Origin of the sequence: Chryseobacterium luteum (assembly GCF_000737785.1) — a bacterium.
In the GTDB taxonomy this organism is placed as follows: Bacteria; Bacteroidota; Bacteroidia; order Flavobacteriales; family Weeksellaceae; genus Chryseobacterium; species Chryseobacterium luteum.
Genome location: NZ_JPRO01000012.1, coordinates 78,509 through 103,258, shown reverse-complemented (window position 1 = coordinate 103,258; position 24,750 = coordinate 78,509). Strand labels below are relative to the sequence as shown.

The window sequence follows — 24,750 nt, the reverse complement described above, 5'->3', positions numbered from 1 at the left end:
ATGAAATTCAGAACTGAAGTTGACATTCCTGAGTCAGAAAAAAAGATTGATGTTGAAGATAAAATATTTTCAATAGGATCCTGTTTTGCCTCGGAAATGACAGATTTGCTGGAGCAGGGGCAGCTACAGACGGTCAATAATCCTTTTGGAACCATTTTTAACCCGTTTTCGATCAGTAATGCCGTTAAAAGGCTCCATGATTCGGAGTTCTATACGGAAGATGAACTGATCGCTTTCAATGAAGAATTTATCTCCCTGGATCATCACAGCAGCTTCGACAGAAGGTATGTCCACCAGACCCTGGACAGGATCAATGCCGGGATAGAGGTGGGAAACAGGTTTTTACAGGATGCAGGCTGGGTGATCATTACTTACGGAACCTCATTTATTTATGAATTTATTCCAAAGAACAAACTGGTTGCCAACTGTCACAAGATCCCACAGAAATTTTTTGAAAAAAGGCTGCTTTCCCATCAGGAACTTGCCGATTCAATCTATAATACGGTTTTAAACCTGAAAGATATCTGCAGGGATGATGTTCAGATCCTGTTTACTGTTTCACCGGTCCGGCATACAAAAGACGGTATGATAGAAAATCAGCTGAGCAAATCCAAACTGATCACAGCGGTTCATGAAGCTGTTTCGCAGCTGGAAAACTGCCGTTACCTGCCTGTTTATGAAATATTGATGGATGATCTGCGTGATTACCGTTTCTATAAGGAAGATATGATCCATCCGACACCACAGGCTGTCAGTTATATCTTCGATAAATTCGGGGAAGCTTATTTTTCAGATGAGACGAAAAGTTTTATCAGGGAAAATTTTAAAATTAATAAGGCTCTGGAACACAGAACGGAGGACGAAAAGGATCCAAAGTATATTGAATTTAGAGAAAAATTAAGTCAGAGAATTGAAGCCCAGAGGGAAAAAGTAAGGCATAAAATATTTTTGAATGATTGATTTCACGAACCTTGATTATCTCAAATCGGGCAACGAAAGACAGAAGAGAGCTTATGAAGTTCTTAAAAAATATCAGGTCTTTGAGAAATTAAAACCCTATTCTCCGATTCTTGCCGGAACCATTCCTATTGAAATTGATGTTGAAGGCAGCGATCTGGATATTATCTGTGAGGTAGATCTTAGATTGGAGAAACACTTTCTGGATGATATCATGTTTAGCCGGTTAATTCCTGTAAATGCTGAAAATAGTATCGTAAATGGTGAAAAAAGCATCGTCCTGAACTTTATGCTGGAAGAATTTCCAATAGAGATTTTCGGGCAGAACAAACCCTCAGCTGAACAGGATGCTTATCAGCACATGATTGCTGAATATAAAATATTAAAAGAAAAAGGAGAAGATTTTAAACATAAAATAATAGAACTTAAGAAACAGGGAATCAAGACTGAACCAGCTTTCGGTTTGCTGATGAAGTTGGAAAACCCTTACGAAGATCTGTTAAAATTTTAAGAAAATGATTGATACACATACCCATTTATACGCGGAGGAATTTGATGAAGACAGAAAAGAAGCAATTCAGAGAGCTTTAGATAAAGGAATTACCAAGTTTTATCTTCCTGCCATTGATTCTGAATTTCATGAAAAGATGCTTCATCTGGAAGTTGAATATCCCGGACAGGTTATTTCCATGATGGGACTTCACCCGTGCTACGTAAAGCCTGAATCCTGGGAAAAGGAGCTTGAAATTGTTAAAAATTACTTGGATGAGAGGCATTTTCCTGCGATAGGAGAGATCGGGATCGATCTTTACTGGGATAAGACGACGCTGGATATTCAGGTAAAAGCTTTTGAACAGCAAATCGACTGGGCCATAGAAAAAGATCTTCCTATCGTGATCCATACAAGAGAAAGCTTTGATGAAACATTCGAGGTGCTGGAAAGAAAAAAGCATCCTAAACTTCGAGGTATTTTCCATTGTTTTTCAGGAGATCTGGAGCAGGCCAGGCACGCCATTGATCTCAATTTCATACTGGGAATAGGTGGAGTTGTGACTTTTAAAAACGGAAAAATAGATCAGTTCCTGAATGAAATTCCTCTGGATAAGATCGTTCTGGAAACGGATTCACCTTATCTGGCTCCGGTTCCGCACAGGGGGAAAAGAAATGAAAGCTCATATCTCGATCTGGTAGCCGGAAAGCTGGTGAATATCTATGGGAAAGATTTTTCTGAAATTGATAAGATAACTACGGAAAATGCAAAGAGAATTTTTAGTGATAATCTTTAGCGATGAATAAAATATTGAACAATGTAAAAAATAGCAGAACAAACAGCTTGTTACTGTTTGCAGTCTATTTTATAATTAACTTTTTATTCCTGATCAAATACGGGATCCGACAGTCGGTTGTTCCCTTCAATATTTTAATTGTAGTATTTATAGCTGTCCATATTTCAATTTTTTTCCTCAGAAAAAATCAATTGTTGACAAAAAAAATAAATGCAAAACTTGTTTATCTGCTGACCGGTGTTTTTGCGCTTATATACATAGTTTTTTGCCATGTTCTAAAAGATCCTTACCAATTGAATATAGACAGGTGGCAGACACTGAACTTTTCGTTAGAGTACTGGATTCACGGTAAGTATATTTATGATACATATAACTTTATGGGGAATTTGTCCTCATACCTTCCGGGACAGCTTTTGTTAGCTCTTCCGTCCTATCTTTTAGGAAATGTAGGTTATCTTCAGGTGATGGCATTTTTACTGTTTTCCTATACCATTCTGCGCGAATTTAAAAACAATATGATCAGGTTCACTGCCATATTGATGCTTGGAATATCTCTGTCTTATATTTATGAAGCAGTCTGTAAGAGTGATTTTATTTCTTCTTTTATGTTTGTTGCCGCATTTATTCTTTTCTGGCACAATAAATTTAAAGATAATTATTTTCAAAAACCGGTAATGTTAGGCATAGGTCTTGGCATTTTATTCCTGACACGAAGTGTAGCTGTTATTCCACTGATTATTTTTTTATTAAAGCCCTTTTTAGCCATTGACACAGGCCGTAAGATAAAAGTATCAGGAGCTTTTCTGCTGACCATAGCTGTATTAATGCTGACCGTTTTTTTTCCTGCGAAAAATGTAGATTATATTATACAGCATAATCCTCTGGCTCTTCAGGGACAGAGTAATAAATTTGTTATGCTGTTTTTCCTGGTAATAGCCATTTTTTTATCATTTTATGTCAAAAAAATAAGCGATGTATTTTATTTTTCAGCGTATATTGTTTTCCTGGCAATGCTCAATTTTGTGCTGGAAAAGTATCTGCTTTTCGGATTGGGCTTTTATGATAATCTTTTTCCCACTACTTATCTGGCAGCATGCCTGCCTTTTAGTATCATTGCTTACTGCTTTTCGGTTCGGAAAGAATTGGAAAAAGAAATATAGGTACGTACATACTGATATAACCTGAATTCGGGAAAGGAGTAAAATAAACAAAGTATAAATAAATTGTCTTTTTTTAGACCTAAAAAAAGCTTCTCATGTATTGAGAAGCTTTTTTATTATTTTTTTCTGGTGAAATTTTTATTCTTAGGTTTCTTGAGTCCCGTTGGTGTGCTGCCTGCAGGCTTATTGTTGTTATTCTGAGGCTTTGGACCTCTTGGCGAAGATCTTCTTTCGCCGCCTCCTGCCATAGGCTTGTTATTGGAGTCCCTTTTCTGGGCTATCAGGTTGTCAGTATGGAAAGGGTGATCCTTTACCACAGGAATTTTCTTCCCGATCAGTTTCTCTGTATTTCTTAAGTTTAAAAGATCAAGACTGTCTACAAAAGAGATTGAAGATCCTTCAGCACCTGCTCTTCCCGTTCTTCCGATTCTGTGTACATACGTTTCGGAAACATCCGAAAGTTCGAAATTGATCACATATTTCAGCTCATCAATATCAATACCTCTTGCAGCGATGTCTGTAGCGACCAGAATCCTTGTTTTTCCGGCCTTAAAATTATTCAGGGCATTCTGTCTTGCATTTTGGGATTTGTTCCCGTGGATGGCTTCTGCTGAAATATTGTCTTTCTGAAGTTTCCTTGCAATTTTGTCGGCACCGTGTTTCGTTCTGGAAAATACCAGTACGGAATCTGCGATATCGTTCACCAGGATATGGGAAAGAAGATCCAGTTTGTCGTCTTTTTCCACAAAATAAACCGACTGCTTGATCGTTTCTGCGGTGGAAGAGACAGGAGTAACTTCTACTTTCACAGGATTATTCAGGATAGAATCAGCCAGCTTCTGGATTTCAGAAGGCATTGTCGCTGAAAAGAATAAAGTCTGTCTTCTCTGCGGAAGAAGTTTGATGACTCTTTTTACGTCGTGTACAAAACCCATATCAAGCATTCTGTCTGCTTCATCAAGAACAAAGATCTCTATGTTCTTCAGGCTGATGATTCCCTGAGCGATAAAATCCAGAAGTCTGCCGGGGGTTGCCACCAGGATGTCGATGCCTTTTCTCAAAGCGGCCTCCTGATTTCCCTGCTTTACACCTCCGAAAACCACGAGCTGTTTTAGCGGAAGATACTTTCCGTAAGCATTAATGTTTTCCTCGATCTGTATGGCAAGTTCTCTTGTCGGCGTTAAGATCAGGGCTTTTATATGATTATTTTTGGTCTTGTTTTTTGATAAATTCTGAAGAATAGGAATAGCAAACGCCGCTGTTTTTCCTGTTCCAGTCTGTGCGCATCCTAAAAAGTCGCTGCCTTTTAAGATTTCAGGGATAGATCTCTCCTGAATGGGCGTTGGGTTCGTATAACCCTGTTCCTGAATTGCTTTTGCAATAGGTTCTATTAAGTTTAGGTCTGTAAAATTCAAATGAACTGTTTTTTAAATTTAAAATAAAATTCCCTCAATGTGAAGGAATTATATCATGCAAAGGTAGTTTAAATATTTTTAAGCGGATCATTTTACTTTTGCCCACTGCTGGTTATGTCTCAGCTCTTCGATGAAGAGGTAAACTTCTCTCAGCTTTTCGGTTCCTTTTTTGCCGTAGTCTTCTACGTTTTTGGAAGTTCCGTCTGTAAAATTAATTCTCAGATAAGAGGTTGAAAGATCCGTGATATTTCTTGTTCCATAATTGTCTTTCAGGTTTTTTACATCAAGACCGTCCAGCAATGAAACCAGTTTGTTATAATCTGCTTCTTTGATTACGCCCTTAAAAGTTCCTTCACGGGGTTTTGAAAATTCACCTTTCGAAAAATCTTTGGAGAAATTGAAGTGCTCGGCTTCCAGTATGGCTGTCCTGTCCGGGCTGATCGTTAATTTAAAAATAGGGCATGATCCAAAGCATGCACCTGCTTCATATTCTATTTTAGCATATTTTGAATCGGTTTTCTGTGTCGTGCAGGAAAATAAAAATATAAATGCACAAAGACTTAATATATATCTCATAGGGGATGGTTTCTCTGGGTTGTTCCAATAATTATTCCAAATACAGCCGGTTTCGGCATTAAGTTACTCCAGAGATGAAACGCAGCAGCCCTTGGTGAATGATAATCTTAAAAGTATAGGGTTATTATCCATTGATTCATAGTATTTTGTCCTCTTTTTTGAGGTCGAGTAATAGGAATAGCTTTTTATTTCACCTTTGTCAAACATTATTTTATTTTTGAAGAACAGAGGCTCCATATCATACAGGATGTTGTTGTTGAAATCTTTATCATTGTTGGTGATATCCAGTTCAATGACCGCCAAATCCGTTTTGCCTTTACCATTACTGATAAGATGATAGGTATAGTGAATAAGATCTTTTTCTGCCCTCTTTTCGACAAGCTGCAGAATCTGATCTGTTTTTGCTCTCTTTCTTTTTTTGATTTCCGCAATTTCGGTCTCAAGGGCAATATCTCCTTTAAAATAATCAAAATTGCCGGGTTTGACATCTTTATTCTCATCCTTGATCAAAACAGGCAGCACAGGATTGGTGTCTTTTTTTAAATTATAAATAACCCCATTTCTGCTGTTGTTGAAATACAGGACGGAAAGATCATTTTCATTCGTGTAATATTCAATAATATCACTCACTTCATGAGCTGTACCGTAGCTTTCAGTCTTATCCTGTGTAAATTTATATTTTAACCTGTTATTGAATTCAAATTTGAAAAATGCCTTGTCATTAAAAGGCGACGGCTCCTCCTGCTTAGGTGTTTCCACGAATGAATCACTGTCCTGAGCATGAGCTGAGGCAGGCAGAAGAAATAAAACAAAAATAACAGCGGGTGCTGCTATTTTCTTTAATGAGTGTATCATCTTTTATCCGTGAAGTTTTTTCCAGATTTCATCTTTCAGTTCTACAAGGCCTTCTCCCGTGACGCCGGAGAAAAACAAAGGCTTTCTGTTCTCTGGGAATTCAGCAGCGATTTCTTTTTTCAGCTCATCATCCAGCAGATCGGATTTTGAGATAGAAACGATGAAATCTTTATCCAGAAGTTCAGGGTTGTATTCCTTCAGTTCATTTTCCAGAATTTTAAACTCCTGGAAATGACTTTCAGAATCAGCCGGAATTAAGAATAAAAGAATGGAATTTCTTTCGATATGTCTTAAAAACCGGTGTCCCAAACCTTTTCCTTCCGCTGCTCCTTCAATGATCCCGGGAATATCAGCCATTACAAATGATTTGTAATTTCTGTAATCCACAATACCGAGATTGGGAGTCAAAGTGGTAAATGCGTAGTTGGCGATCTTAGGTTTTGCTGCCGAAACAGAGGCTAGAAGTGTAGATTTTCCGGCATTCGGGAAACCTACCAAACCTACATCTGCCAGAATTTTTAGTTCGAAAACAACAAAGCCTTCCTCACCGTCCATTCCTGGCTGTGCATATCTTGGAGTCTGATTGGTGGAAGATTTGAAATGTTCGTTTCCTTTTCCTCCTTTTCCTCCCAGCATCAAAATAATTTCCTGTTTGTCGTCAAGGATTTCGCCGATAATTTCCCCTTCTTCATTTTTAGCGATAGTCCCGATCGGAACATCGATATAAATATCAGAACCGTCAGCACCGGTCAGCTGGTTTTTCGCTCCGTTTTCACCACGTTCCGCTTTTACGTGACGGGTGTACCGAAGTGGAAGTAAAGTCCATTCCTGAGCATTTCCTCTCATAATGACGTGTCCGCCACGGCCTCCGTCACCTCCGTCCGGACCTCCTTTAGGAATATATTTTTCACGGCGGAGGTGGGCAGAACCTGCGCCTCCGTGTCCGCTTTTACAATGGATCTTTACGTAATCTACAAAGTTAGACATATAGTTTGTGTTGCGGGTTCAGGATCAAAAATAGAATCCCCGAATCCCGATTATTTAATTTTTTCTACTTCAGCGAAAAGCTTTTGGGAAATTTCGTTAATTTCTCCTACGCCGTTTACTTCAACATATTTCCCCTGCTGCTTGTAAAGTTCGGCTACTTCTGCTGTTTTAGTATAATATTCTTTAATTCTGTTTTCAATGATCTCTACATTGCTGTCATCTGATCTTCCGCTGGTCTCGCCTCTTTTCAGAAGTCTTTCTACCAGGATTTTGTCTTCTACCACTAATGACAGGCAGATATCAATCTTGTCGTTCAGCTCTTCTTTTACGATGGTTTCCAAAGCCTGCGTCTGGGCAGTGGTTCTTGGGTAGCCGTCAAAGATAAATCCGTTGGTATCGGTAGGTTTTCTGAGTTCATCGATCAGCATATCCGTTGTTACCTGATCCGGAACCAGTTCTCCTTTATCGATGTAAGATTTAGCCAGTTTTCCAAGCTCGGTATCATTTTTCATGTTGTATCTGAAAAGGTCACCTGTTGAAATCTGCTTTAGGTTGAATTTTTCGATCAGATTCTGAGCCTGAGTTCCTTTTCCACTTCCTGGAGGACCGAACAGAACAATGTTTATCATAATTTTAATTCGCTTCAGGCTTCAGGCAATACGCTTTAAGCTGTCAGCTTTTTTAGTTAATATTTACTTTTTACTTAGATATAATTTTTAAAAGCCAATAGCCGGAAGCTAAAAGCTTGCAGCAATTTTAATGGTTGATTTGTCCGTCAGATAATTGATATAAATTCGGTAAGTTTCTTCCTAATTCATCATAATCCAATCCGTAACCCAAAACAAATTTATTCGGGATTTCTTTTCCGATATAATCCAGCTTGAAATCTTTCTTGTACACTTCAGGTTTCAATAAGAATGAAGCTATTTTTACAGATTTCGGACGCTGGGTTTCGTTAAAGTATTTGAAAAGACTTTCAACAGTATTTCCGGTATCTACGATGTCTTCAACAAGAATGATGTGACGGTCTTTCACATCTTTCGTTAATTCCATTTTCTGGTAAACGATTCCTGTAGATTCTGTTCCTGCGTAAGAGCTCATCTGGATAAATGCGATTTCGCATGGTCCCGGATAATGTTTCAAAAGATCGGAGAAGAACATGATCACTCCGTTTAAAACACCAATGAAAACAGGAACTTCATCCTTGTAATCTTCATAAATTTTTAAAGCCGTAGCTTTTACGATCTCCTGAATCTCGGCGTCCTCCAAATAAGGAACAAAAGTTTTGTCGTGAACTTTAATACTTTCCATAAAATTTTTAGTAGGCGGCAAAGTTACGGATTTTTGATGAAAGTTTTTTAAGGTTTGATTGTAAGAATGTTTTAGAGTTTTAGCGCTTATCATTTTATGATCTTATATCATCCGGAACGGAACACAATGGAGTGAAGAATCTGTTTTAATGTAAGGTTTTTTTGCAGGATCAAACCTTCAAGGTTTTAAAACCTTGAAGGTTTAGCTAAATGATGTTGTAAATTTTTCAAAATGAAGAATATTTAAAAAAATATTATCTTTGCAGTTCACAAAACCCAAAACAACAGCGATGTAGGATAGAGTTTCTTTCGGATTTAATAAAGTGATGACCTTTTCGTTTGTCGATGTTTAACTGTATTAAGAAAGAAATCATGCTTTTTCTACAAAATATATCCTTTGGGTTTCCTGCGGGGAGTCTGCTTTTTAATTCTATCAACTTAACGATACCTACTCACACAAAATCTGCTCTGGTCGGGAGTAACGGCACGGGAAAATCTACGTTGCTGAAAATCATTGCGAATGAAATCGAGCCTTTGGAAGGAAACGTCAATATCCGGGGGGATATTTTCTATGTTCCGCAGATGTTCGGGAATTTTAATCATCTGACGGTGGCGGAATGTTTAAAAATTGACAAAAAATTAGATGCGCTTGAAAAAATTACGAATGGGGAAGTGGATGAAATGTATTTTGAAACTTTAAATGACGATTGGGACATTGAAGAACGATGTCAAATCGCTTTGCAACACTGGAAACTTGAAAACTTAGCTCTAAATCAAACCTTAGAAAGTCTGAGTGGCGGACAAAAAACGAAAATTTTTCTGGCAGGAATTCAAATCAATCAACCTGAAATTATTTTACTCGATGAACCGACGAATCATCTTGATTTGGAAGGCCGAAATTTGTTGTACGATCTCATTGAAAAGACAAATTCGACTGTTGTGATCGTAAGTCACGATCGAACTTTATTGAATTTGGTCGATACTATTTTTGAATTGAGCAATCAGGGAATTTCAACCTATGGCGGAAATTTTGATTTTTATGCCGGACAGAAAGAAATCGAAAATGAGGCGTTGCAAAACGATATTCATTCCAAAGAACGCGCGCTGAAAAAAGCAAAAGAAAAGGAACGCGAAACCCTTGAACGAAAGCAAAAACTCGATGCACGAGGAAAAGGAAAGCAGGAAAAATCGGGTGTGGCGAGAATTATGATGAACACATTACGGAATAATGCCGAGAAAAATTCTTCGAAATTGAAAAGTATTCATGCCGAGAAAATTAATGATATTTCGGATGATTTGCGGGATTTGCGTTCGTCTGTGAGGAATTCTGACCAGATGAAAGTGAATTTTAATGATTCAAATCTGCATTCGGGGAAAATTCTATTTTCGGCGGAAGACATTAATTTTAAATATGATGAAGAAAATCTCTGGAAAGACAATCTCAGTCTTGAAATCCGGAGTGGTGACAGGATTTCCATCAAAGGTTCTAACGGTTCAGGAAAAACCACTTTGATCAAGCTATTATTGGGTGATTTGCACCCTTCTGTCGGGAAAATTTCGAAGTCGGATTTTCAAACGATTTATATTGATCAGGAATATTCTTTGATTGATAAAGATGCGACGGTTTATGATTTTGCCCAGCAGTTCAACGACAATTCCATGCCGGAATCTGAAGTGAAAACCTTACTGTCAAGATTTTTATTCGGAAAGGAAAGCTGGGACAAAAAATGCGATGTTCTGAGTGGCGGAGAACGTCTGCGAATTCTTCTTTGCGGACTTTCCATCAGTAACAAAGCTCCCGATATGATTATTCTCGATGAACCGACGAATAATTTAGATCTTCAAAATGTGGAAATTCTCACAAATTCTATTAAAGATTATCATGGAACTTTGGTGGTGATTTCGCATGATGAATTTTTTTTGAGGGAGATTGGGGTCAAAAAACAGTTCTTTATATCGGAAATATGATTTTAAAAACAGGAAATTAATAAAAATAATTTCCTGTTTTATTTAATTATACTTTTAAATACGTTTGAAATGTTTTAGTTTCAATATCTTTTATGGACTGATATAATTTTGTTTTTTTGAAATCCATACTATCATAATTTAAGACACATTCATTTAAAAAATCATCTCCTTTAATACTTTTAGAGCCAAGTCTTTTTTTTAATCCTAGTACAGCTATCTCTCCAAAATCATGACCACAAATTAAACTAACATCTGTATAATTTTTACTTTCTAATTTTATTAATTCATTGAGTTTATCAATTAAAATATCTTTGGTTGGAAGTGGCATTTTAGTTTTTCCATTACAATAATTTATTATTGTTTCAATTAATTTTTCATTTGAAATATATTCAAATTTATCTTTATTAATAAATTTTGAAAAATCTAATGAAGGAGAATCGTTTTTCTTACCTTTAAAAGAAATATTGTAATTTTCTCTTTTATTAAGCAGTTTTAGCATTGCCAGAGGTCTTGCCAAAGAATAAATGTATTCTTTTAATGGTTTCTTTTTTTCTTCTAAGAATGAATTGATTTTCTCTTCCGATTCATGAGTTTTTATAACAACATCAAAAGATTTGTCTAAAGTTAAAGTATTTACATCATGATAATCTGTCAGAATTAAATTTTCTAATTTCTCAAATTTCTCAGGAACCATTAATTTAAAATCAGAATCTATTATTCCGATTACATCTAAAAAATTCTCTTTTTTAAGAATCTTTAATACTTCAATAACATTTTCCCATCCAAATGCTATCTCTACATTAACATCTGAATCTTTAAATTTTAGGAAGAATAGTCTATCATGATTGCCCTCAACTATAAAGCATTTTTTTTGTTTTTTTCTTTTTATAAGAATTGAAGTAGCAACTCTTTCGGGTGTAATATATTCTTTCATCTTGATAGCTCAACAGTTAAATCCCAATTACCATTAATAATATCAGGTGAATGTGTTGCTACAATAGCACTAATATTATTTATACTTATTATTTCTTTTAAATCATTAATAAATTCATTTTGCCAAGAAATATGTAGGGAAATTTCAGGCTCATCTATTAATATTGTTGAGTTTGAAGGCGTATTAAAAAGAAGTTCATAAAAAAGAACTAATTCATGTTGCTCACCTGATGAAAGATTTGTTAAAGGAATTCTCTTACCTGTTATATCTGATTTAAATAAAAAGCCTTCATTTTTATTAATCGAAAAGTTTTTATAGTTGAATCTTTTATTAATGATTTCAATTAAAGAGTTTAGCTTTTCACTTAAGTCGTCATAGGTTTTTAGCTTAGCATTGCTATCATCAATATAAACTTCTAAAACATCTTTAAGTAACTCAATATCGTCAGTATTATTATTAATGTCAGAAATCGAATTAATTGCCTCGTTGTCATTTTCCAAAAGTCCTACATTAATTAGAAAATTTCTTCTATCTTCAAGTTTAATTAGAGAGTCTTCAATGTCATTTATAGAAGAATTATTTCTTAATCTTACTTTCTCAATCAATCTGTTTGTGTATGTTCTATCAAGTTTGGTTGAAAGGTTTGTTGCTTCAAGAGTTTTAGTTCTAAGAATGCTTTTTAATTCTTCGGTTGATTGAGTAACAGCATTTTTGTATTCTTGATCATCTGATTTTATTTTAGTCAATAATCTTTGTGTTTCAATTAGCTTAACCTTGTAAGATTTTATTTTTAAGGTGAACCATTCAGGAATAGATTCATTTGAAAATACTTCTTTTATATCATTCGGTAAATATTCGGCGAATCTATCAATTAATTCATGTATGCCATATATTCTACCAGAGTTTAAATCAATTATACGGTTAGAACTAACTCGATCAATTGGAATAGGTAAATAATTTTTAAGTGTATAAAATAAGTCAGGATTTAAAAATCTCCTATTTCTTGGTTCATTACCAGATTTATAAAATTCATAAATCGTATCGGAACTTAGTTTGAAATGAGAGTTCCCAGTTTTCTTTGACTTTGAATTTTCGTAATATGTAATTTCAAGGGAATAGTTTTCCGGTCTAAAATGATTTAAGGCCTTATTAGAAGATTTCTTTTTAACTTCTATTAGTGAATTGTTTTCAAGATATACAGAGAATATTTCGAAATCGTGTTTCCCTAATTCATAAAAATTATTGTCAAATAATGATTTTATTAGTTTCAATATTACTGTCTTACCAATACCATTTTCACCTAAAATTAGAGTAATATTATTTTTTTTGGTTTTTATTTTATGGGTAAATACCCCATACAAGTTTTTAATTACAATTTCTTTTATCATGGTTGTTTCCTTATTAATGTTCAAATATACATAATACCAAATAATCATAATTGCGGAAAACCGTAATGATTTCCACCACCCAAAAATAAATTCCCCCTCAAATTTGCCCACCCAATTTTTTAAAAGTAATTTTGCATGAATCTAAAAACAAAAGTAAAATATGTCAACTTACGTAGTTGTAGGTCTTCAGTATGGAGATGAAGGTAAAGGAAAAATCACGGATGTTTTATCAGCAAAATCGGATTATGTTGTTCGTTTCCAGGGCGGAGACAACGCTGGTCACACGGTTTATGTGGGTGAAGAGAAATTTGTTTTGCACCTTCTTCCTTCAGGAGTTCTGCAGTGCAAAGGGAAGTGTATCATTGCGAATGGAGTAGTGGTAAATCCTAAATCTTTTATTAGAGAAGTAGGTCAGATCGAGAGCAAAGGCTTGAGAACAGACCATATTTTTATCAGCAGAAGAGCACATGTGATCATGCCTTACCACATTCTTTTGGATACTTACCGTGAAGAAGAACATGGAGGAACGCAGATAGGAACCACCAAAAAAGGAATCGGGCCATGTTATGAAGATAAGATCGCAAGAATTGGTATCAGAATGGTAGACCTTTTGAATCCTGAAATTTTAAGAGATAAAATTGAGAAAAACTTAAAGGTTAAAAACTCTCTTTTCGAAAAATATTACGGAAAACCGACATTAGACGTTGAAGAAATTTACAACGAATTTTTAGAGATCGGAAAACAGCTTCAGGACAGAATCGTTGATACTGAACTGGAACTGAACGAAGCCATCAGAGACGGTAAAAACGTTTTATTTGAAGGAGCTCAGGCGTTAATGCTGGATATCGACTTCGGAACATATCCGTATGTTACTTCATCTTCTCCGTCAACCGGAGGGGTTTGTACGGGAGCTGGTGTTCCGCCAACATCCCTTCAAAACCTGATTGGTGTTGCCAAAGCATATTGCACAAGAGTAGGAAACGGACCTTTCCCTTCCGAACTGGACAATGAATTGGGAGAAAGCATCAGACAGATCGGTGGTGAATTCGGAGCTACAACAGGAAGACCGAGAAGAACAGGTTGGTTAGACCTTGTTTCTTTGAAGCATGCTTGTATGATCAACGGTATCAATAACTTAGTAATTACGAAATTAGACGTTCTTACAGGAATTGAAAATTTGAAAATCGTAACTCATTACAAAACTGAAGACGGAAAAATCATTGATTATTTCACTTCTTCAACGGAAAAATTATACAATTACGAACCGATCTACCAGGATCTGCCGGGTTGGAACGAAGATCTTACCAAAGTAAGAAGCTACGACGAACTTCCTGACAATGCTCAGAAATATATTGAATTCATCGAGAAATACCTTGGAATCAACGTATACTTAGTTTCTGTAGGCCCTGAAAGAAGCCAGAACATCATCAGAAAAGAATTATTCTAAGAAGAATTTCATAAATAAAAAACGGCCGTTTCATAACTTGTGAAACGGCCGTTTTTATGTTTTTCCTGATATCTTTGGGAGAAAATGAATGTTAAAATACTGTACAGGCCCAGTACTAAATTTTCTATAAGACTTATATTTAAAGTTATTATTTTTCAGTACGATGATATAAAAATTGAAGATCACCTTCAGGCATTCTGAACTGAAAATTTTCAGATTGATCTAGCCTTCAGCAACCACTGCATCACGCTCTCCATTTTCCTCTTTCCCTTCCTCTATCATTTCTTCAGCTTCGGTTTTTTCCCCGGCGGTAGCTTCTTCTACCTTTTCTTCCTGTTCATCATTGTGATGGTCGATGAAAAACTCACAATACACGGGAAGATGGTCTGAACCAAAATTTTCCAGCGTTTTAAGCTCTTTGATAAAAATATCTTCGCTGTGGAACATCAGGTCGATCGGAAACCTCAGAAGACGGTATCTGGCGTGAAACGTAGACACAAACGAACGCCCGATCCTGGGATCTATTAAATGACTCGTTTTTTTTTTTTATGGAGGATTTCGACCATGCCACATTATTAAAATCCCCTACCACAATAACCGGTTCATGGATATCCTTTACCCGTTTTGCCGTGCTTAAAAGATCACCGTCCCTTTCTTTTGATGTTTCCTCCTCAGTAGGGCTCGGCGGTGGGGGATGTACTCCGAAAAACACAAACGAAAATCCGTCCTCAGTCTTTAAGTGAACCTCAATACTTGGAATATCGTCAGCCACAAAATAATGGGTATTTGCACTTTCAATCTCAATTTTAGAATAGAAATGCATACCGTAAGTATTTTCAAGTGTTACCTTATGCTGAAACGGATAATCTTTTTCAAGAACTTTCATGGCCTGTTCCCAGTTTCCGTTGCTTTCCATGGTAAGGAATATTTCGGGGCTGTATTTCTCTATCAGTTTGATGAACTTGTCATATTCCTTATTAAACTGGTAGACATTGGCAGAAATAAAATGCAGCTTTTGAGAAGATTCGTTTTGCTGCCGGTGTTTTTTTACCGGGTAAAGCGGAGTGTATTTTACAAGGGTAACTCCATGATGAACGAACAGCAAAGCCAGAAGCCCCTGTGAATACAGCATATGCTCAGTATGACCGATAAAGAAGCCCAGAATAAAGGTAAAAAGAACTGCATAAGTGATCTGGATTTTACCAAACTCCGGAACCCTGAATATCCAATGGGAATTCTGAATTTTAGGCAGTAATGTCAGCAGCAGCAGCAAACCGGTTAACGATAAATAAATATCCCACATATAATCTAATCAACGGATAAAAATAGTTTATTTTTTATACAATTCAAATCAATTCCCTTTTAAGATATGTTAATTTAATGGTTTATCATATTTTTTCCTACTTTTATCGTGTCAGATTAATTAAAACCAATATGAATAAGCTTGTTGCTGCTGCTTTACTATTCTCAGCTTTCTCTTTCGGACAGCAGAACACGGAAATAGAAAAACCGATCCGTGATCTGTTTCTGGGAATGAAAAATGCCGATCCTGAGCTTATGAAATCCGCTTTTGCAGAGAATGCCGTTTTACAGAGTATTGCCAAAGACGGGACCGTTAAAAATGAAAATGTACAGGAGTTTGTCACTTCCGTTTCCAGGTTTTCAAAAGATGACCTTGACGAAAGAATTATCATTGATGCTGTTCATACCGATGGAGCACTTGCCAGTGTTTTTACACCCTATTCTTTCTATTTTAAAGGGACATTCTCTCATTGCGGGGCAAACAGCTTTCAATTGGTCAGACAGCAGGATGGCTGGAAAATCCAGTACATCATAGATACCAGAAGAAAAGAAAACTGCAGGGAAATAAAATAATAAAGAACTGAAATCTGGTTTAGCTTTCCGCAAAATCTCAGGAAGCTCTCAACAAAACAATTAAAAACATTGTAAAATGAAGATCCATCACATTGCCATTATATGCTCAGATTATAAAGTTTCCAGGAAATTTTATACAGAAGTTTTAGGCCTTAATATTATCCGTGAAGTTTACCGTGAAGAAAGACAATCGTACAAGCTTGATCTCGCTATCGGAGACCATTACGTGATTGAACTGTTTTCATTTCCTGATCCGCCGCCAAGGCCGTCCCGCCCTGAATCCTGCGGTTTAAGGCATCTGGCATTCTCTGTGGAAAATGTAGGAAATAAAAGAGATGAACTTATAGCAAAAGGCCTTACCTGTGAAGACATCCGCATAGATGAATACACGGGAAAAGAATTTTTCTTCACCCAGGATCCCGATCAGCTTCCGCTGGAGTTTTATGAAATGTAAATGTTAGTGGGCATAACCCGTAAAGAAACTGACGGCCATAATTGCCAGAACAATGGATGAAATGACTACATACACGTAGTCTTTCTCTTTTAAATAGCCTATCAACGCAAAAATAATCCTAACCAGAGGTGTAAAGATCAGAAGCAGAATTCCCAGCTGGATAATCGCCATACCTTCTCCCTTGCATAAAGAATTCCAAAACATTCCCCACACCTTTTCCGAAGACGAACCCATGTCCAAGGAAGTATATTTTTTAGGCATTTTAAAACCTTCCGTAAAAAGTTTAATAAAACCGATCAGTGATGTTATCACAGACAAAATAACGCCCAATCTCAGAAGATTTCCTACCGAACGGTTCAGATCCACGTCTGTAAAATTCTTTCTCATTACCTGAAACTCTTATTGATACCGTTATACATCATATAAACTGATAAGATGGTGATCACAATAGCAAAGAACACTTTCAGTTTCTTCGTTTTGGATACCATCAGTGTTTTTGAGCCAATGAAACTTCCTACCACAACACCAATCAGTACCGGAGCCACAATCACAGGAATAATCTCACCTCTCTGGAAATAGATCAGGGCACTCGCCACAGCCGTTACACCGATCATAAAGTTGCTGGTTGTTGTAGAAACCTTAAACGGCAGTTTCATCATATTGTCCATTGCCAGAACCTTAAGCGCACCGGAACCTATCCCCAAAAGCCCGGACATTGCCCCTGCAAAAAGCATCATCAGGAACCCAGGAACCGTATTTCTTGCGGAATAGCTTTTTAAAACCCCTTTATCAGGAAAAGTGCCGTACAGCTTCAGCTTTTCTTCAAGGCTTCCCTTTATTAAAGGCTCCTGGTGATCGGGTTTTCCCTTAAGATTTAAAATAACCGTTAGCAAAAGGATACTGGCGAAAATAATCCCGATCGTATTCGGATTAAGCATTCCGGAAACCAATGCTCCGATAATAGCTCCTGCTGTAGTACCGATCTCCAGGAACATGCCTATCCGCATATTGGTGAAGCCTTCTTTCACAAAAGCTACCGCAGCACCCGAAGAAGTACCGATTACAGAAATTAAAGAAGCACCAATGGCATAATGCATAGGAACGCCGAAACCCAGCGTCAATAAAGGAATAATGATAACACCTCCTCCCAAACCCGTAAGTGAACCTAAAAGACCGGCTGAAACCGCGCCGAGGAACAGAATAATGATTTCTGACATGCTACAAATATAAAACTATTGTAGTACTCTGCCAAACGTTTAAAAAAGATAAATTTGATGTATTTTTGCAGGTATGAAAAGTGACATGAAATTATTTTATATCATTCTCGGTGCAACGCCCAAGGGCAGGAATATTGAGCAGCATGACGTGTTTTTCGGGATAGCGGAAAATCTTAAAGATCTCGTCCCCGATATAAAGGATTTCTGGAAAGAAGCGCAGGGAAAGATCCACCTGGACTGTTACCAGGAAGTGAGATTTGCAGACGGATATGAAGTGAAGATCGTTGAGAAAACAGATCAGCCGTCTGAAACCCAGCTGTATTTCCTTAATTTAGGAGGTTATAAGAAAGGTTTTTTTGAAGAATTCCATGAACAGCACCTGATGGCAGGACAATCAATGGGAGAAATTGTCAAAAGGGCAAAAACAACAGAATTTTATGCAACAATGGGTTTTGAAGGAGCAGTAAGTCATATTGATGATAAACATGGTGTTGATATTGATGATATTTATAATGTCAGTGATATCCTGCCGGAAAAAATGAAAGAAAAGTATTCCATCGTCCTGACAAAATCTGATGAAGAGAACCAGGAAAATCCAATGGGGCTAGGGTATTTAAAGATTGACAAAATTCAATAGAACTTTCCATAAAAATCTAATAGAAAAAATAAAAGTAAGAATGAAAATAGGAATTTTAGGAGGCGGACAGCTGGGAAGAATGCTGATACAGAGCGCACTGAAATACGACGACCAATTTTATACACTGGACCCCGCTTCTGATGCACCGTGCAGCAGTATTTCCCATTTTACGCAGGGAAATTTTAACGATTACGATACAGTGCTGAATTTCGGAAAAGATAAAGATGTAGTAACCATCGAAATAGAACACGTCAACGCCGATGCTTTGGCCGAGCTTGAAAAACAAGGGGTAAAAGTGGTTCCCAATGCGGCTATTATCAAGACCATCCAGCAGAAGATCCTCCAGAAAGAATTCTATAAAACATATGATATTCCAAGCCCTGAATTTCAGGTCGTTTGGGACAGCGAAGAAAAAATCATGATGCCGCTGCCGTTTGTGCAGAAAATGAATACCGGAGGTTATGACGGGAAAGGCGTTCAGGTGATCAAAACAGAAGATGATTACCAGCATTTATGGAAAGAAGCTTCCGTAATTGAAAACCTGGTGGATATCGACAAGGAGCTTTCCGTGATCGTTGCCAGAAATGAAAACGGTGAAACAAAAATTTTTCCCGTAACCGAAATGGTGGCTGATCCTAAACTTAACCTACTGGATTTCAATATCTGTCCCGTATTTTTGAGCGATGATATCCGGAACCAGATTGATTCCATTACTGAAAAATTTCTCAATGCCGTCAACTCACCGGGGCTTTTTGCAATCGAATTATTCCTTGATAAACAAGGAAAGGTATGGGTAAATGAAACCGCTCCGAGACTTCACAACTCCGGCCACCAGAGCCAGGAAGGGAATGCCAACTCCCAGTTTGAACAGATGTACCGTGTGGTGAAAAACCTGCCTTTGGCAGACACGGACGCCTTTACTTACAGCGGAATGCTGAACCTTGTAGGAGCAGAAGGACATGCCGGAAAAGTGATCTATGAAGGAATGGATGATGTGCTCAAACTGCCCAAAACTTATATCCACTTATACGGAAAAACCGAAACCAAACCCGGAAGAAAGATGGGACACATCAATGTACTTGCTGATTCCCGTGAAGAGCTTATGGAAAAACTCATAAAGGTGAAAAGCATGATAAAAGTAATTGCCGAATAAAGCTTAAAATAAAGACAAAAGAGCTGTAATCATCCTGCAGCTCTTTTTTTATGTCTTACTTTTTGAAATTCAAGAAGCACATTTTCCATCCCGCAATCCAAGAATTTACATGCATTGTCTATCCATACGCTTCATCGGATCAACTTGTTGATTCCCCTCTTTGCCTCCCTCCAATCACGCGGTATAATATTAAACCTTCGCGTGAAAAACACCCTTTCACAGATTAGCAAACTTGTATGAATATTTGATATATTTTTCAGATAACTGAAAGCTTAAAGTATCAGCCAGCAAAGCTATTTATTTGTTCTCTACAATTTTTTTAGAGCCTGTTTAAATTTTTAAAATCTCGCTGATTGGGCAGATTACGCATATTTTTATAACTGAAATAAATCTGCGTCATCCGTGAAATCTGCGTGAGAAATCTGTTTCTTTAGTAATTATTTCTGCATCATAATCTTATTGAGTAAAATTTAAACAAGCTCTTAAATTAACTCCTGTTATTTAAAAATCTTCTGAATCACATTTCCAATCTCCACAAAATCCCCATGATTTCCCACAGAACGTATCTCCGGACTGTTTTCATCAAATTCCGAGAACGGGAAGATCAGCAGGTAATTATTATCACTTAAATACTTATTCAGTAATTCCGGGATAAGTCTCATTCGTGGAATGTAGGACCGCATACCGCGTTTGGCCATCAGGACGATCAGTGCTTCATCTTCTTTCAGTTTTGCAGCTGTTTTTTCACCGTCCTGCCAGGTACTCATAATAATGAACTCTGCTTCTATATTGGCTTTCTTAACGATCTTCTGGAGAATATCCAGGATGTTTTCCGGAGCATAAAAAACTACTGTGGCACCGGAGTTTCTGGCAATATTCCATACCCTCAGAATCGCATGGAAGAATCCGGCTTCCTTATGCGCATTTTCCGGGATCATCACGGCGTATTTTTTGATGGTGGACAGTGGCTGTGCGGCATGATACACCAATACATTCACGTCATCATTCTGAAGATATCCGCTGTAAAGATTATAAACAAAAGAAGGGGAGAAGCCTTTCTCATCTTCCAGACCGATGATGAGATCCGTAATATTCTGTTCCTTAATGACATTTTTAACCCCATTGATCACATCATTGTCATACCTTTTCAGAGCCTGCATTTTAACATCAGCTGCAGCCGCGGCGTCTGTAGCCTGGTGGAGGAGTTTTTCAGCATTTTTTACTGAAGATTCATTTTTATCTTCATTAATGATGTTCAGGGCGAACAGGTTTTCCGTATTGGAGTGGGCTTTAATCAAAATACCCAGGTTAACCATTCTTTCCACGGTCTCCTCGTGGTTGATGGCCAGAAGGATATTTTCCTCTTCATGGCTGTTGCCGGAAACCGTATCTTCATTGTCGCTTTCCGCGATTTTCTGGGCGCTGGCCATTGAAATAAAGGATGATACCGTACAGGAAATAAGGATCAGAAGAATACTTCCGTTCAGTACATGCTCATTCAGTAATCTTACCGGTTCGCCGGTCTCGGTTTCAGAAAGGATGATATTGTATCCTACCATTACAGAGGCCAATGTTGCTGCTGCAGAAGCCGAACTCAGTCCGAAAATGAGCTTTCCCTCCTCCTTGGACAGTCTGAAGGTCTTCTGCGTCATCACTGCTGAAATATACTTCCCTCCGATGGATGCAGCCAGCATGATTCCTGCAACTTCCAGTGTTTCCCAGCTTTTAAAGAAAACTTTAAAGTCAATAAGCATTCCCACGCTGATCAGGAAGAACGGGATAAAGATGGCATTTCCTACAAACTCCACGCGGTTCATCAGTGATGAGGTATGGGGAATAAGCCTGTTTAATGCCAATCCTGCAAAGAATGCTCCGATAATAGCTTCTACTCCGGCAAGTTCGGCAAGCATCGCTGCCAGATAGATCATCACAAGGACAAAAATATACTGTGAAATCTTATCATCCACCTTTTTGAAAAACCAGCGTCCTATAATCGGAAATACAATCAGAACAATAAGGGCAAAAACAATAAAGGAAACAGAAAGTTTAACCCAAAATTCCGTACCTACATCACCCTGCGACATTCCTACGATGACAGCAAGTACCAAAAGTGCCAGGATATCCGTAATCATCGTTCCTCCCACAGTAATATTGACCGCTTTATTTTTTGCAATTCCCAGTTTACTGACCAACGGATAGGCAATCAGTGTATGGGAAGAAAAAAGGCTGGCAAAAAGTATGGATGTCAATATAGAGAAATGAAGCAGATAATAACCGCCCAGGTAGCCCAGGACAAAAGGAACTGTAAAGGTGTAGATCCCGAACGTTAGGCTTTTCCATTTATTCTTTTTAAAATCGCCCATATCGATCTCCAGTCCTGCAAGGAACATGATGTAAAGAAGACCTGTAGTTCCCGTTACAACAATACTGCTGTCCCTTGCGAGCACATTAAAACCGTTGGGTCCTATTACGGCTCCGGCAATGATAAGGCCCAGCAGATGCGGAACTTTAATCTTGTTCAGAAGCAGGGGAGCGGCAAGGATGATAACCAGTACCAACAGGAATTTCAGGACCGGATCTTCTATTGGAAAACTCAGATTGTGTATACTCAGTAAAATCATAAGTGTTTTATTTGGTGGAACGTACTAATTCAACGGAGAACTTGGCTGTACAACCGTTCTCGGCAGTAATGGTTCTGGTTCCTTTAAGCTTGCTGTCAGAAATATCATTAAGCAGAACATTCATCTCCACTTTTTTTTGAGAAGTGGAATCTGTCCTGAAATTAAGCTTGATTTCATTATGCTCGAACCTGCCCGAATAAACCCTTACCAGATTATTGTTATTGATGATTTTAGCAGTCAGATGAATAGAATCACTGTCGAATTCCCAGGTATCTGTACGCTGGTCTCCCACCACATAATCACTGCAGTTGGATTCTGTACAGATTACTTTTCCGGTCCACGGGCCGGAAATTTCATCCGGCCACAAGGCGATCTTAACGGAATCTTTTTTTGCAAAAATGCTGTCTCTCATTTTTAAAAGAGACTGGTATTCAGATTCTTTTTTTGCGAATGTTTTTTCTTTTTCGAGTAACTGTTTTTCTCTTTCCGTCAGGTTTTTTTCTTTTTCCTTATAGTCACAGCTGATCAGGAGAAGCGAGGCGGCAAAAAAAATGAAAAATGTATTTTTAAGCATATTGTCAGTGTTGGTGAAAACAATATATGAAAAAATAAGGAAAATATGAAATTTCCCCGCTCATTTTGGCTTAAATACAGGAAAAATTACATTGCTGGAATCAATATTCAATAGGGATCAGCACAATTCCTGAAACCTCAAAACCCTGTATATTGGTTTTCCATACAGGTGATTTTTTCACCTTGTCTGTGAGTTCGGTTCTTATATTTTCTGCAACCTTGAGGTTTTTGATTTCTACAAAAGAAGCAGAACCTTTAGGATCTATATCTAAGACGAGTACCGAATTTCCGTTTTCTTTCCTTTTGTACTTTTGATCGAGAACAGGATAGATGTTCTTTTCAATCCACTGATATAATGCCTTTTCTCCTCCGGCAAATTCCGGGTGAGGAGGCTTGTTGTCTTTAAATTTGGGCGGGAGATCATTGGGATATGCACTTAGGTTGACATCTTCTTTGATTAACTTAAGACTTCCCTTTTTATTCGGACTGTATATCCTGCGGTTGATCTTTTGAGATTGAAGGTCAATATCTACAAAATGAATCTCTGAATCATTGATTCTATAAAATCCTCTGTGGGTTTCCTCATTGGAAGTATTTTTAACCAATGCATTTTCTGTAATGGTATCCGCTTTATTCGGAATCTGGTATAATTCTTTAATGGCCGACTGATCTTTTTTATTTTTAATATAAATCGGGTAATCAAAATTTTTAAGTTTTATATTTTCTCTCAGTTCAATCTGCTGTGCAAAATAAAATGCAGAAGTCAGTAACAAAGGAAGGGCAAGTAATTTGCGATTTAACATGTGATTGTTTTTGGTGCAGCCAAGATAAGGAAAATTGAGACAAGGGGAAATTTCAATGTAAAAAATCTCCTATTTTAGGAAGACTAAGCATCCTTATGCCGTTTTGCCGTCAATTTTAAAGCAACTATACTGTCTTTTGTTTTCTAAACATTTCCGGTTTATAATTAATAATAAAAACCCCGCAGATAATCAGAACAGCTGCCAGGATAAATTTAAAGGAAACTTTTTCATCCATAATCAGCCAGCCCAAAAATATAGCAATTACCGTATTCACATAGGCAAGGATTGAAACCTGTACCGGAGAAATCTTGGTCAAAGCATAATGAAAGGCAAAAAATGCAGCAACGGAACCCAATACAGCCAGATAAAGCATTGCTGAAATACTTTTTAAGGACCAGTTTCCGAAATTATAATGGTCTGAAAATATAAACGCAAAAATAACCTGTATAATTCCTGCAAAAAGGAACTGATAAAACAGGTTCAGGGTAATATGACCGCTTTGGATATTGAGTTTTTTTGTGAAAATGGTTCCAGAAGCCCATCCGGCAATCGCGCAGAAAAGAAAAATCATTCCCGTTCTGTACTGTGGATTCGCAAGATCCTGTATACCATCCCAGAAAACAAAAAGGATTCCGCTGAAACACAAAAGAACACCTGCAAGAGCCCGGAAACTGAATTTTTGCAGACCAACAGCAACACTTCCCAGGAATACTAAAATAGGGGAGCAGGCACTGATTAATGACGCAAGGCTGCTGGATACGGTTTCTTCGGCAACAGTGGTCATCCCGTTTGCCACAACTAACATAAGTGAAGCGAAAATAAGCTGATACCGCAGATTTTTCCATCCTATCCATTTGAATTCCTTTCTTGAAAGAAGAATTAAAAGCATAATTATGGCGGCCAGAAGCTGACGGATCCCGGCTACAAACCATGCGGGGATCGTTTCCACGGCGATACGGATAGCGAGAAATGTAGTTCCCCAGACAACAGCAACGGTGAGAACAGCAAAAATAAGTTTATAATCTTTCAATGTGAATAATAGGTATAACAGGTACAAATATACCTGTTATGAAATAGAACGGATGGCTACAGTTGCTGTGTTTTTTGAAGATACAGAAGAACTGATCAAATAGA

Annotated in this window: 26 protein-coding genes; 10 read left to right on the top strand and 16 right to left on the bottom strand. The window is 37.4% G+C overall.

What is annotated here, in order from left to right:
* The 4 genes from IX38_RS13275 (at window position 1) to IX38_RS13260 (ending at window position 3,403) form a co-directional block, all read left to right on the top strand.
* The gene (locus IX38_RS13275) at window positions 1-960 is read left to right on the top strand and encodes a GSCFA domain-containing protein (RefSeq protein WP_034705772.1); all 960 of its coding nucleotides are present in this window, start codon (window positions 1-3) and stop codon (window positions 958-960) included.
* A complete protein-coding gene (locus tag IX38_RS13270; RefSeq protein ID WP_034705770.1) occupies window positions 953-1,468 on the top strand; it encodes a DUF4269 domain-containing protein in 516 nt (171 codons plus the stop codon). The genes IX38_RS13275 and IX38_RS13270 overlap by 8 nt, the downstream gene beginning before the upstream one ends.
* A 4-nt stretch (window positions 1,469-1,472) precedes the next feature.
* Window positions 1,473-2,243, top strand: a complete 771-nt coding sequence (locus IX38_RS13265) for a TatD family hydrolase (RefSeq protein ID WP_034705769.1) — start codon at window positions 1,473-1,475, stop codon at window positions 2,241-2,243.
* A gap of 194 nt (window positions 2,244-2,437) precedes the next feature.
* Entirely contained in the window at window positions 2,438-3,403 is a 966-nt protein-coding gene (locus IX38_RS13260) for a glycosyltransferase family 39 protein (protein ID WP_165570741.1), read from the top strand.
* Window positions 3,404-3,519: 116 nt separating this feature from the next.
* Here the strand turns inward: IX38_RS13260 and IX38_RS13255 are convergent, their stop codons facing one another.
* From IX38_RS13255 to hpt, 6 genes are all read right to left on the bottom strand, one after another.
* A complete protein-coding gene (locus tag IX38_RS13255; protein WP_034705765.1) occupies window positions 3,520-4,818 on the bottom strand; it encodes a DEAD/DEAH box helicase in 1,299 nt (432 codons plus the stop codon).
* Between the two features lie 87 nt (window positions 4,819-4,905).
* Complete coding sequence (locus IX38_RS13250; protein WP_034705763.1) at window positions 4,906-5,394, bottom strand: DUF6438 domain-containing protein; 489 nt, start codon at window positions 5,392-5,394, stop codon at window positions 4,906-4,908.
* Window positions 5,395-5,457: 63 nt separating this feature from the next.
* Complete coding sequence (locus IX38_RS13245) at window positions 5,458-6,249, bottom strand: TrbC/VirB2 family protein (protein WP_034705762.1); 792 nt, start codon at window positions 6,247-6,249, stop codon at window positions 5,458-5,460.
* A gap of 3 nt (window positions 6,250-6,252) precedes the next feature.
* The gene (gene obgE, locus IX38_RS13240) at window positions 6,253-7,236 is read right to left on the bottom strand and encodes a GTPase ObgE (RefSeq protein ID WP_034705759.1); all 984 of its coding nucleotides are present in this window, start codon (window positions 7,234-7,236) and stop codon (window positions 6,253-6,255) included.
* A 50-nt stretch (window positions 7,237-7,286) separates the two neighbouring features.
* Window positions 7,287-7,865 (bottom strand): adenylate kinase, encoded by a 579-nt coding sequence (locus IX38_RS13235; RefSeq protein WP_034705758.1) that lies wholly within the window; start codon window positions 7,863-7,865, stop codon window positions 7,287-7,289.
* Between the two features lie 127 nt (window positions 7,866-7,992).
* Entirely contained in the window at window positions 7,993-8,547 is a 555-nt protein-coding gene (gene hpt, locus IX38_RS13230; RefSeq protein WP_034705757.1) for a hypoxanthine phosphoribosyltransferase, read from the bottom strand.
* Window positions 8,548-8,918: 371 nt separating this feature from the next.
* Here hpt and IX38_RS13225 point away from each other — a divergent pair, with 371 nt between their 5' ends.
* A complete protein-coding gene (locus IX38_RS13225; protein ID WP_034705837.1) occupies window positions 8,919-10,514 on the top strand; it encodes an ABC-F family ATP-binding cassette domain-containing protein in 1,596 nt (531 codons plus the stop codon).
* Window positions 10,515-10,560: 46 nt separating this feature from the next.
* Here IX38_RS13225 and IX38_RS13220 read toward each other — a convergent pair whose 3' ends face one another.
* Window positions 10,561-11,448, bottom strand: a complete 888-nt coding sequence (locus IX38_RS13220) for a DUF4435 domain-containing protein (RefSeq protein WP_034705756.1) — start codon at window positions 11,446-11,448, stop codon at window positions 10,561-10,563.
* A complete protein-coding gene (locus tag IX38_RS13215; RefSeq protein WP_165570740.1) occupies window positions 11,445-12,836 on the bottom strand; it encodes an AAA family ATPase in 1,392 nt (463 codons plus the stop codon). The genes IX38_RS13220 and IX38_RS13215 overlap by 4 nt, the downstream gene beginning before the upstream one ends.
* Before the next feature lie 160 nt (window positions 12,837-12,996).
* Here IX38_RS13215 and IX38_RS13210 point away from each other — a divergent pair, with 160 nt between their 5' ends.
* Window positions 12,997-14,283 carry an adenylosuccinate synthase gene (locus IX38_RS13210; RefSeq protein ID WP_034705754.1) on the top strand — a complete coding sequence of 429 codons (1,287 nt, stop codon included), beginning with the start codon at window positions 12,997-12,999 and terminating at the stop codon, window positions 14,281-14,283.
* Window positions 14,284-14,505: 222 nt separating this feature from the next.
* On the opposite strand, the gene IX38_RS23225 is transcribed toward IX38_RS13210, so the two are convergent.
* Together IX38_RS23225 and IX38_RS13205 are read right to left on the bottom strand one after the other, a co-directional pair.
* Window positions 14,506-14,730, bottom strand: a complete 225-nt coding sequence (locus IX38_RS23225) for a hypothetical protein (RefSeq protein WP_228377960.1) — start codon at window positions 14,728-14,730, stop codon at window positions 14,506-14,508.
* A complete protein-coding gene (locus tag IX38_RS13205; RefSeq protein WP_228377959.1) occupies window positions 14,693-15,586 on the bottom strand; it encodes an endonuclease/exonuclease/phosphatase family protein in 894 nt (297 codons plus the stop codon). The genes IX38_RS23225 and IX38_RS13205 overlap by 38 nt, the downstream gene beginning before the upstream one ends.
* A 131-nt stretch (window positions 15,587-15,717) precedes the next feature.
* On the opposite strand from IX38_RS13205, the gene IX38_RS13200 reads away from it, so the two are divergent.
* Window positions 15,718-16,158, top strand: a complete 441-nt coding sequence (locus IX38_RS13200) for a nuclear transport factor 2 family protein (protein ID WP_034705753.1) — start codon at window positions 15,718-15,720, stop codon at window positions 16,156-16,158.
* A 76-nt stretch (window positions 16,159-16,234) separates the two neighbouring features.
* A complete protein-coding gene (gene gloA2, locus IX38_RS13195; protein ID WP_034705751.1) occupies window positions 16,235-16,612 on the top strand; it encodes an SMU1112c/YaeR family gloxylase I-like metalloprotein in 378 nt (125 codons plus the stop codon).
* A gap of 3 nt (window positions 16,613-16,615) precedes the next feature.
* On the opposite strand, the gene IX38_RS13190 is transcribed toward gloA2, so the two are convergent.
* Entirely contained in the window at window positions 16,616-16,999 is a 384-nt protein-coding gene (locus IX38_RS13190; protein ID WP_034705749.1) for a DUF1634 domain-containing protein, read from the bottom strand.
* The gene (locus IX38_RS13185; protein WP_034705747.1) at window positions 16,999-17,829 is read right to left on the bottom strand and encodes a sulfite exporter TauE/SafE family protein; all 831 of its coding nucleotides are present in this window, start codon (window positions 17,827-17,829) and stop codon (window positions 16,999-17,001) included. The genes IX38_RS13190 and IX38_RS13185 overlap by 1 nt, the downstream gene beginning before the upstream one ends.
* Window positions 17,830-17,914: 85 nt before the next feature.
* Between IX38_RS13185 and IX38_RS13180 the strand changes: the two genes are divergently transcribed.
* Together IX38_RS13180 and IX38_RS13175 are read left to right on the top strand one after the other, a co-directional pair.
* Window positions 17,915-18,466: a DUF1543 domain-containing protein gene (locus IX38_RS13180; protein WP_034705836.1), complete on the top strand. Its 552-nt coding sequence runs from the start codon at window positions 17,915-17,917 to the stop codon at window positions 18,464-18,466.
* Between the two features lie 40 nt (window positions 18,467-18,506).
* Window positions 18,507-19,619: a 5-(carboxyamino)imidazole ribonucleotide synthase gene (locus IX38_RS13175; RefSeq protein ID WP_034705834.1), complete on the top strand. Its 1,113-nt coding sequence runs from the start codon at window positions 18,507-18,509 to the stop codon at window positions 19,617-19,619.
* A gap of 497 nt (window positions 19,620-20,116) precedes the next feature.
* Here IX38_RS13175 and IX38_RS13170 read toward each other — a convergent pair whose 3' ends face one another.
* The 4 genes from IX38_RS13170 to IX38_RS13155 all read right to left on the bottom strand — a co-directional run bounded on the left by IX38_RS13170 (window position 20,117) and on the right by IX38_RS13155 (window position 24,646).
* Window positions 20,117-22,240 carry a cation:proton antiporter gene (locus IX38_RS13170; RefSeq protein ID WP_034705745.1) on the bottom strand — a complete coding sequence of 708 codons (2,124 nt, stop codon included), beginning with the start codon at window positions 22,238-22,240 and terminating at the stop codon, window positions 20,117-20,119.
* Between the two features lie 7 nt (window positions 22,241-22,247).
* Window positions 22,248-22,814, bottom strand: coding sequence for a hypothetical protein (locus tag IX38_RS13165; RefSeq protein WP_034705744.1), 567 nt, complete (start codon window positions 22,812-22,814; stop codon window positions 22,248-22,250).
* Between the two features lie 100 nt (window positions 22,815-22,914).
* A complete protein-coding gene (locus IX38_RS13160) occupies window positions 22,915-23,616 on the bottom strand; it encodes a hypothetical protein (protein WP_034705742.1) in 702 nt (233 codons plus the stop codon).
* Window positions 23,617-23,740: 124 nt separating this feature from the next.
* Window positions 23,741-24,646 carry a DMT family transporter gene (locus IX38_RS13155; RefSeq protein ID WP_034705740.1) on the bottom strand — a complete coding sequence of 302 codons (906 nt, stop codon included), beginning with the start codon at window positions 24,644-24,646 and terminating at the stop codon, window positions 23,741-23,743.
* Window positions 24,647-24,750 lie beyond the last annotated feature (104 nt).

What these genes read in the sequence shown, in the direction of transcription:
- IX38_RS13275 (WP_034705772.1), top strand. Translation starts at nt 1, where the DNA reads ATGAAATTCAGAACTGAAGTTGACATTCCTGAGTCAGAAAAAAAGATT.
- IX38_RS13270 (WP_034705770.1), top strand. Translation starts at nt 953, where the DNA reads ATGATTGATTTCACGAACCTTGATTATCTCAAATCGGGCAACGAAAGA.
- IX38_RS13265 (WP_034705769.1), top strand. Translation starts at nt 1,473, where the DNA reads ATGATTGATACACATACCCATTTATACGCGGAGGAATTTGATGAAGAC.
- IX38_RS13250 (WP_034705763.1), bottom strand. Translation starts at nt 5,394, where the DNA reads ATGAGATATATATTAAGTCTTTGTGCATTTATATTTTTATTTTCCTGC.
- IX38_RS13245 (WP_034705762.1), bottom strand. Translation starts at nt 6,249, where the DNA reads ATGATACACTCATTAAAGAAAATAGCAGCACCCGCTGTTATTTTTGTT.
- obgE (WP_034705759.1), bottom strand. Translation starts at nt 7,236, where the DNA reads ATGTCTAACTTTGTAGATTACGTAAAGATCCATTGTAAAAGCGGACAC.
- IX38_RS13235 (WP_034705758.1), bottom strand. Translation starts at nt 7,865, where the DNA reads ATGATAAACATTGTTCTGTTCGGTCCTCCAGGAAGTGGAAAAGGAACT.
- hpt (WP_034705757.1), bottom strand. Translation starts at nt 8,547, where the DNA reads ATGGAAAGTATTAAAGTTCACGACAAAACTTTTGTTCCTTATTTGGAG.
- IX38_RS13225 (WP_034705837.1), top strand. Translation starts at nt 8,919, where the DNA reads ATGCTTTTTCTACAAAATATATCCTTTGGGTTTCCTGCGGGGAGTCTG.
- IX38_RS13220 (WP_034705756.1), bottom strand. Translation starts at nt 11,448, where the DNA reads ATGAAAGAATATATTACACCCGAAAGAGTTGCTACTTCAATTCTTATA.
- IX38_RS13215 (WP_165570740.1), bottom strand. Translation starts at nt 12,836, where the DNA reads ATGATAAAAGAAATTGTAATTAAAAACTTGTATGGGGTATTTACCCAT.
- IX38_RS13210 (WP_034705754.1), top strand. Translation starts at nt 12,997, where the DNA reads ATGTCAACTTACGTAGTTGTAGGTCTTCAGTATGGAGATGAAGGTAAA.
- IX38_RS23225 (WP_228377960.1), bottom strand. Translation starts at nt 14,730, where the DNA reads ATGTTCCACAGCGAAGATATTTTTATCAAAGAGCTTAAAACGCTGGAA.
- IX38_RS13205 (WP_228377959.1), bottom strand. Translation starts at nt 15,586, where the DNA reads ATGTGGGATATTTATTTATCGTTAACCGGTTTGCTGCTGCTGCTGACA.
- IX38_RS13200 (WP_034705753.1), top strand. Translation starts at nt 15,718, where the DNA reads ATGAATAAGCTTGTTGCTGCTGCTTTACTATTCTCAGCTTTCTCTTTC.
- gloA2 (WP_034705751.1), top strand. Translation starts at nt 16,235, where the DNA reads ATGAAGATCCATCACATTGCCATTATATGCTCAGATTATAAAGTTTCC.
- IX38_RS13190 (WP_034705749.1), bottom strand. Translation starts at nt 16,999, where the DNA reads ATGAGAAAGAATTTTACAGACGTGGATCTGAACCGTTCGGTAGGAAAT.
- IX38_RS13185 (WP_034705747.1), bottom strand. Translation starts at nt 17,829, where the DNA reads ATGTCAGAAATCATTATTCTGTTCCTCGGCGCGGTTTCAGCCGGTCTT.
- IX38_RS13180 (WP_034705836.1), top strand. Translation starts at nt 17,915, where the DNA reads ATGAAATTATTTTATATCATTCTCGGTGCAACGCCCAAGGGCAGGAAT.
- IX38_RS13175 (WP_034705834.1), top strand. Translation starts at nt 18,507, where the DNA reads ATGAAAATAGGAATTTTAGGAGGCGGACAGCTGGGAAGAATGCTGATA.
- IX38_RS13170 (WP_034705745.1), bottom strand. Translation starts at nt 22,240, where the DNA reads ATGATTTTACTGAGTATACACAATCTGAGTTTTCCAATAGAAGATCCG.
- IX38_RS13165 (WP_034705744.1), bottom strand. Translation starts at nt 22,814, where the DNA reads ATGCTTAAAAATACATTTTTCATTTTTTTTGCCGCCTCGCTTCTCCTG.
- IX38_RS13160 (WP_034705742.1), bottom strand. Translation starts at nt 23,616, where the DNA reads ATGTTAAATCGCAAATTACTTGCCCTTCCTTTGTTACTGACTTCTGCA.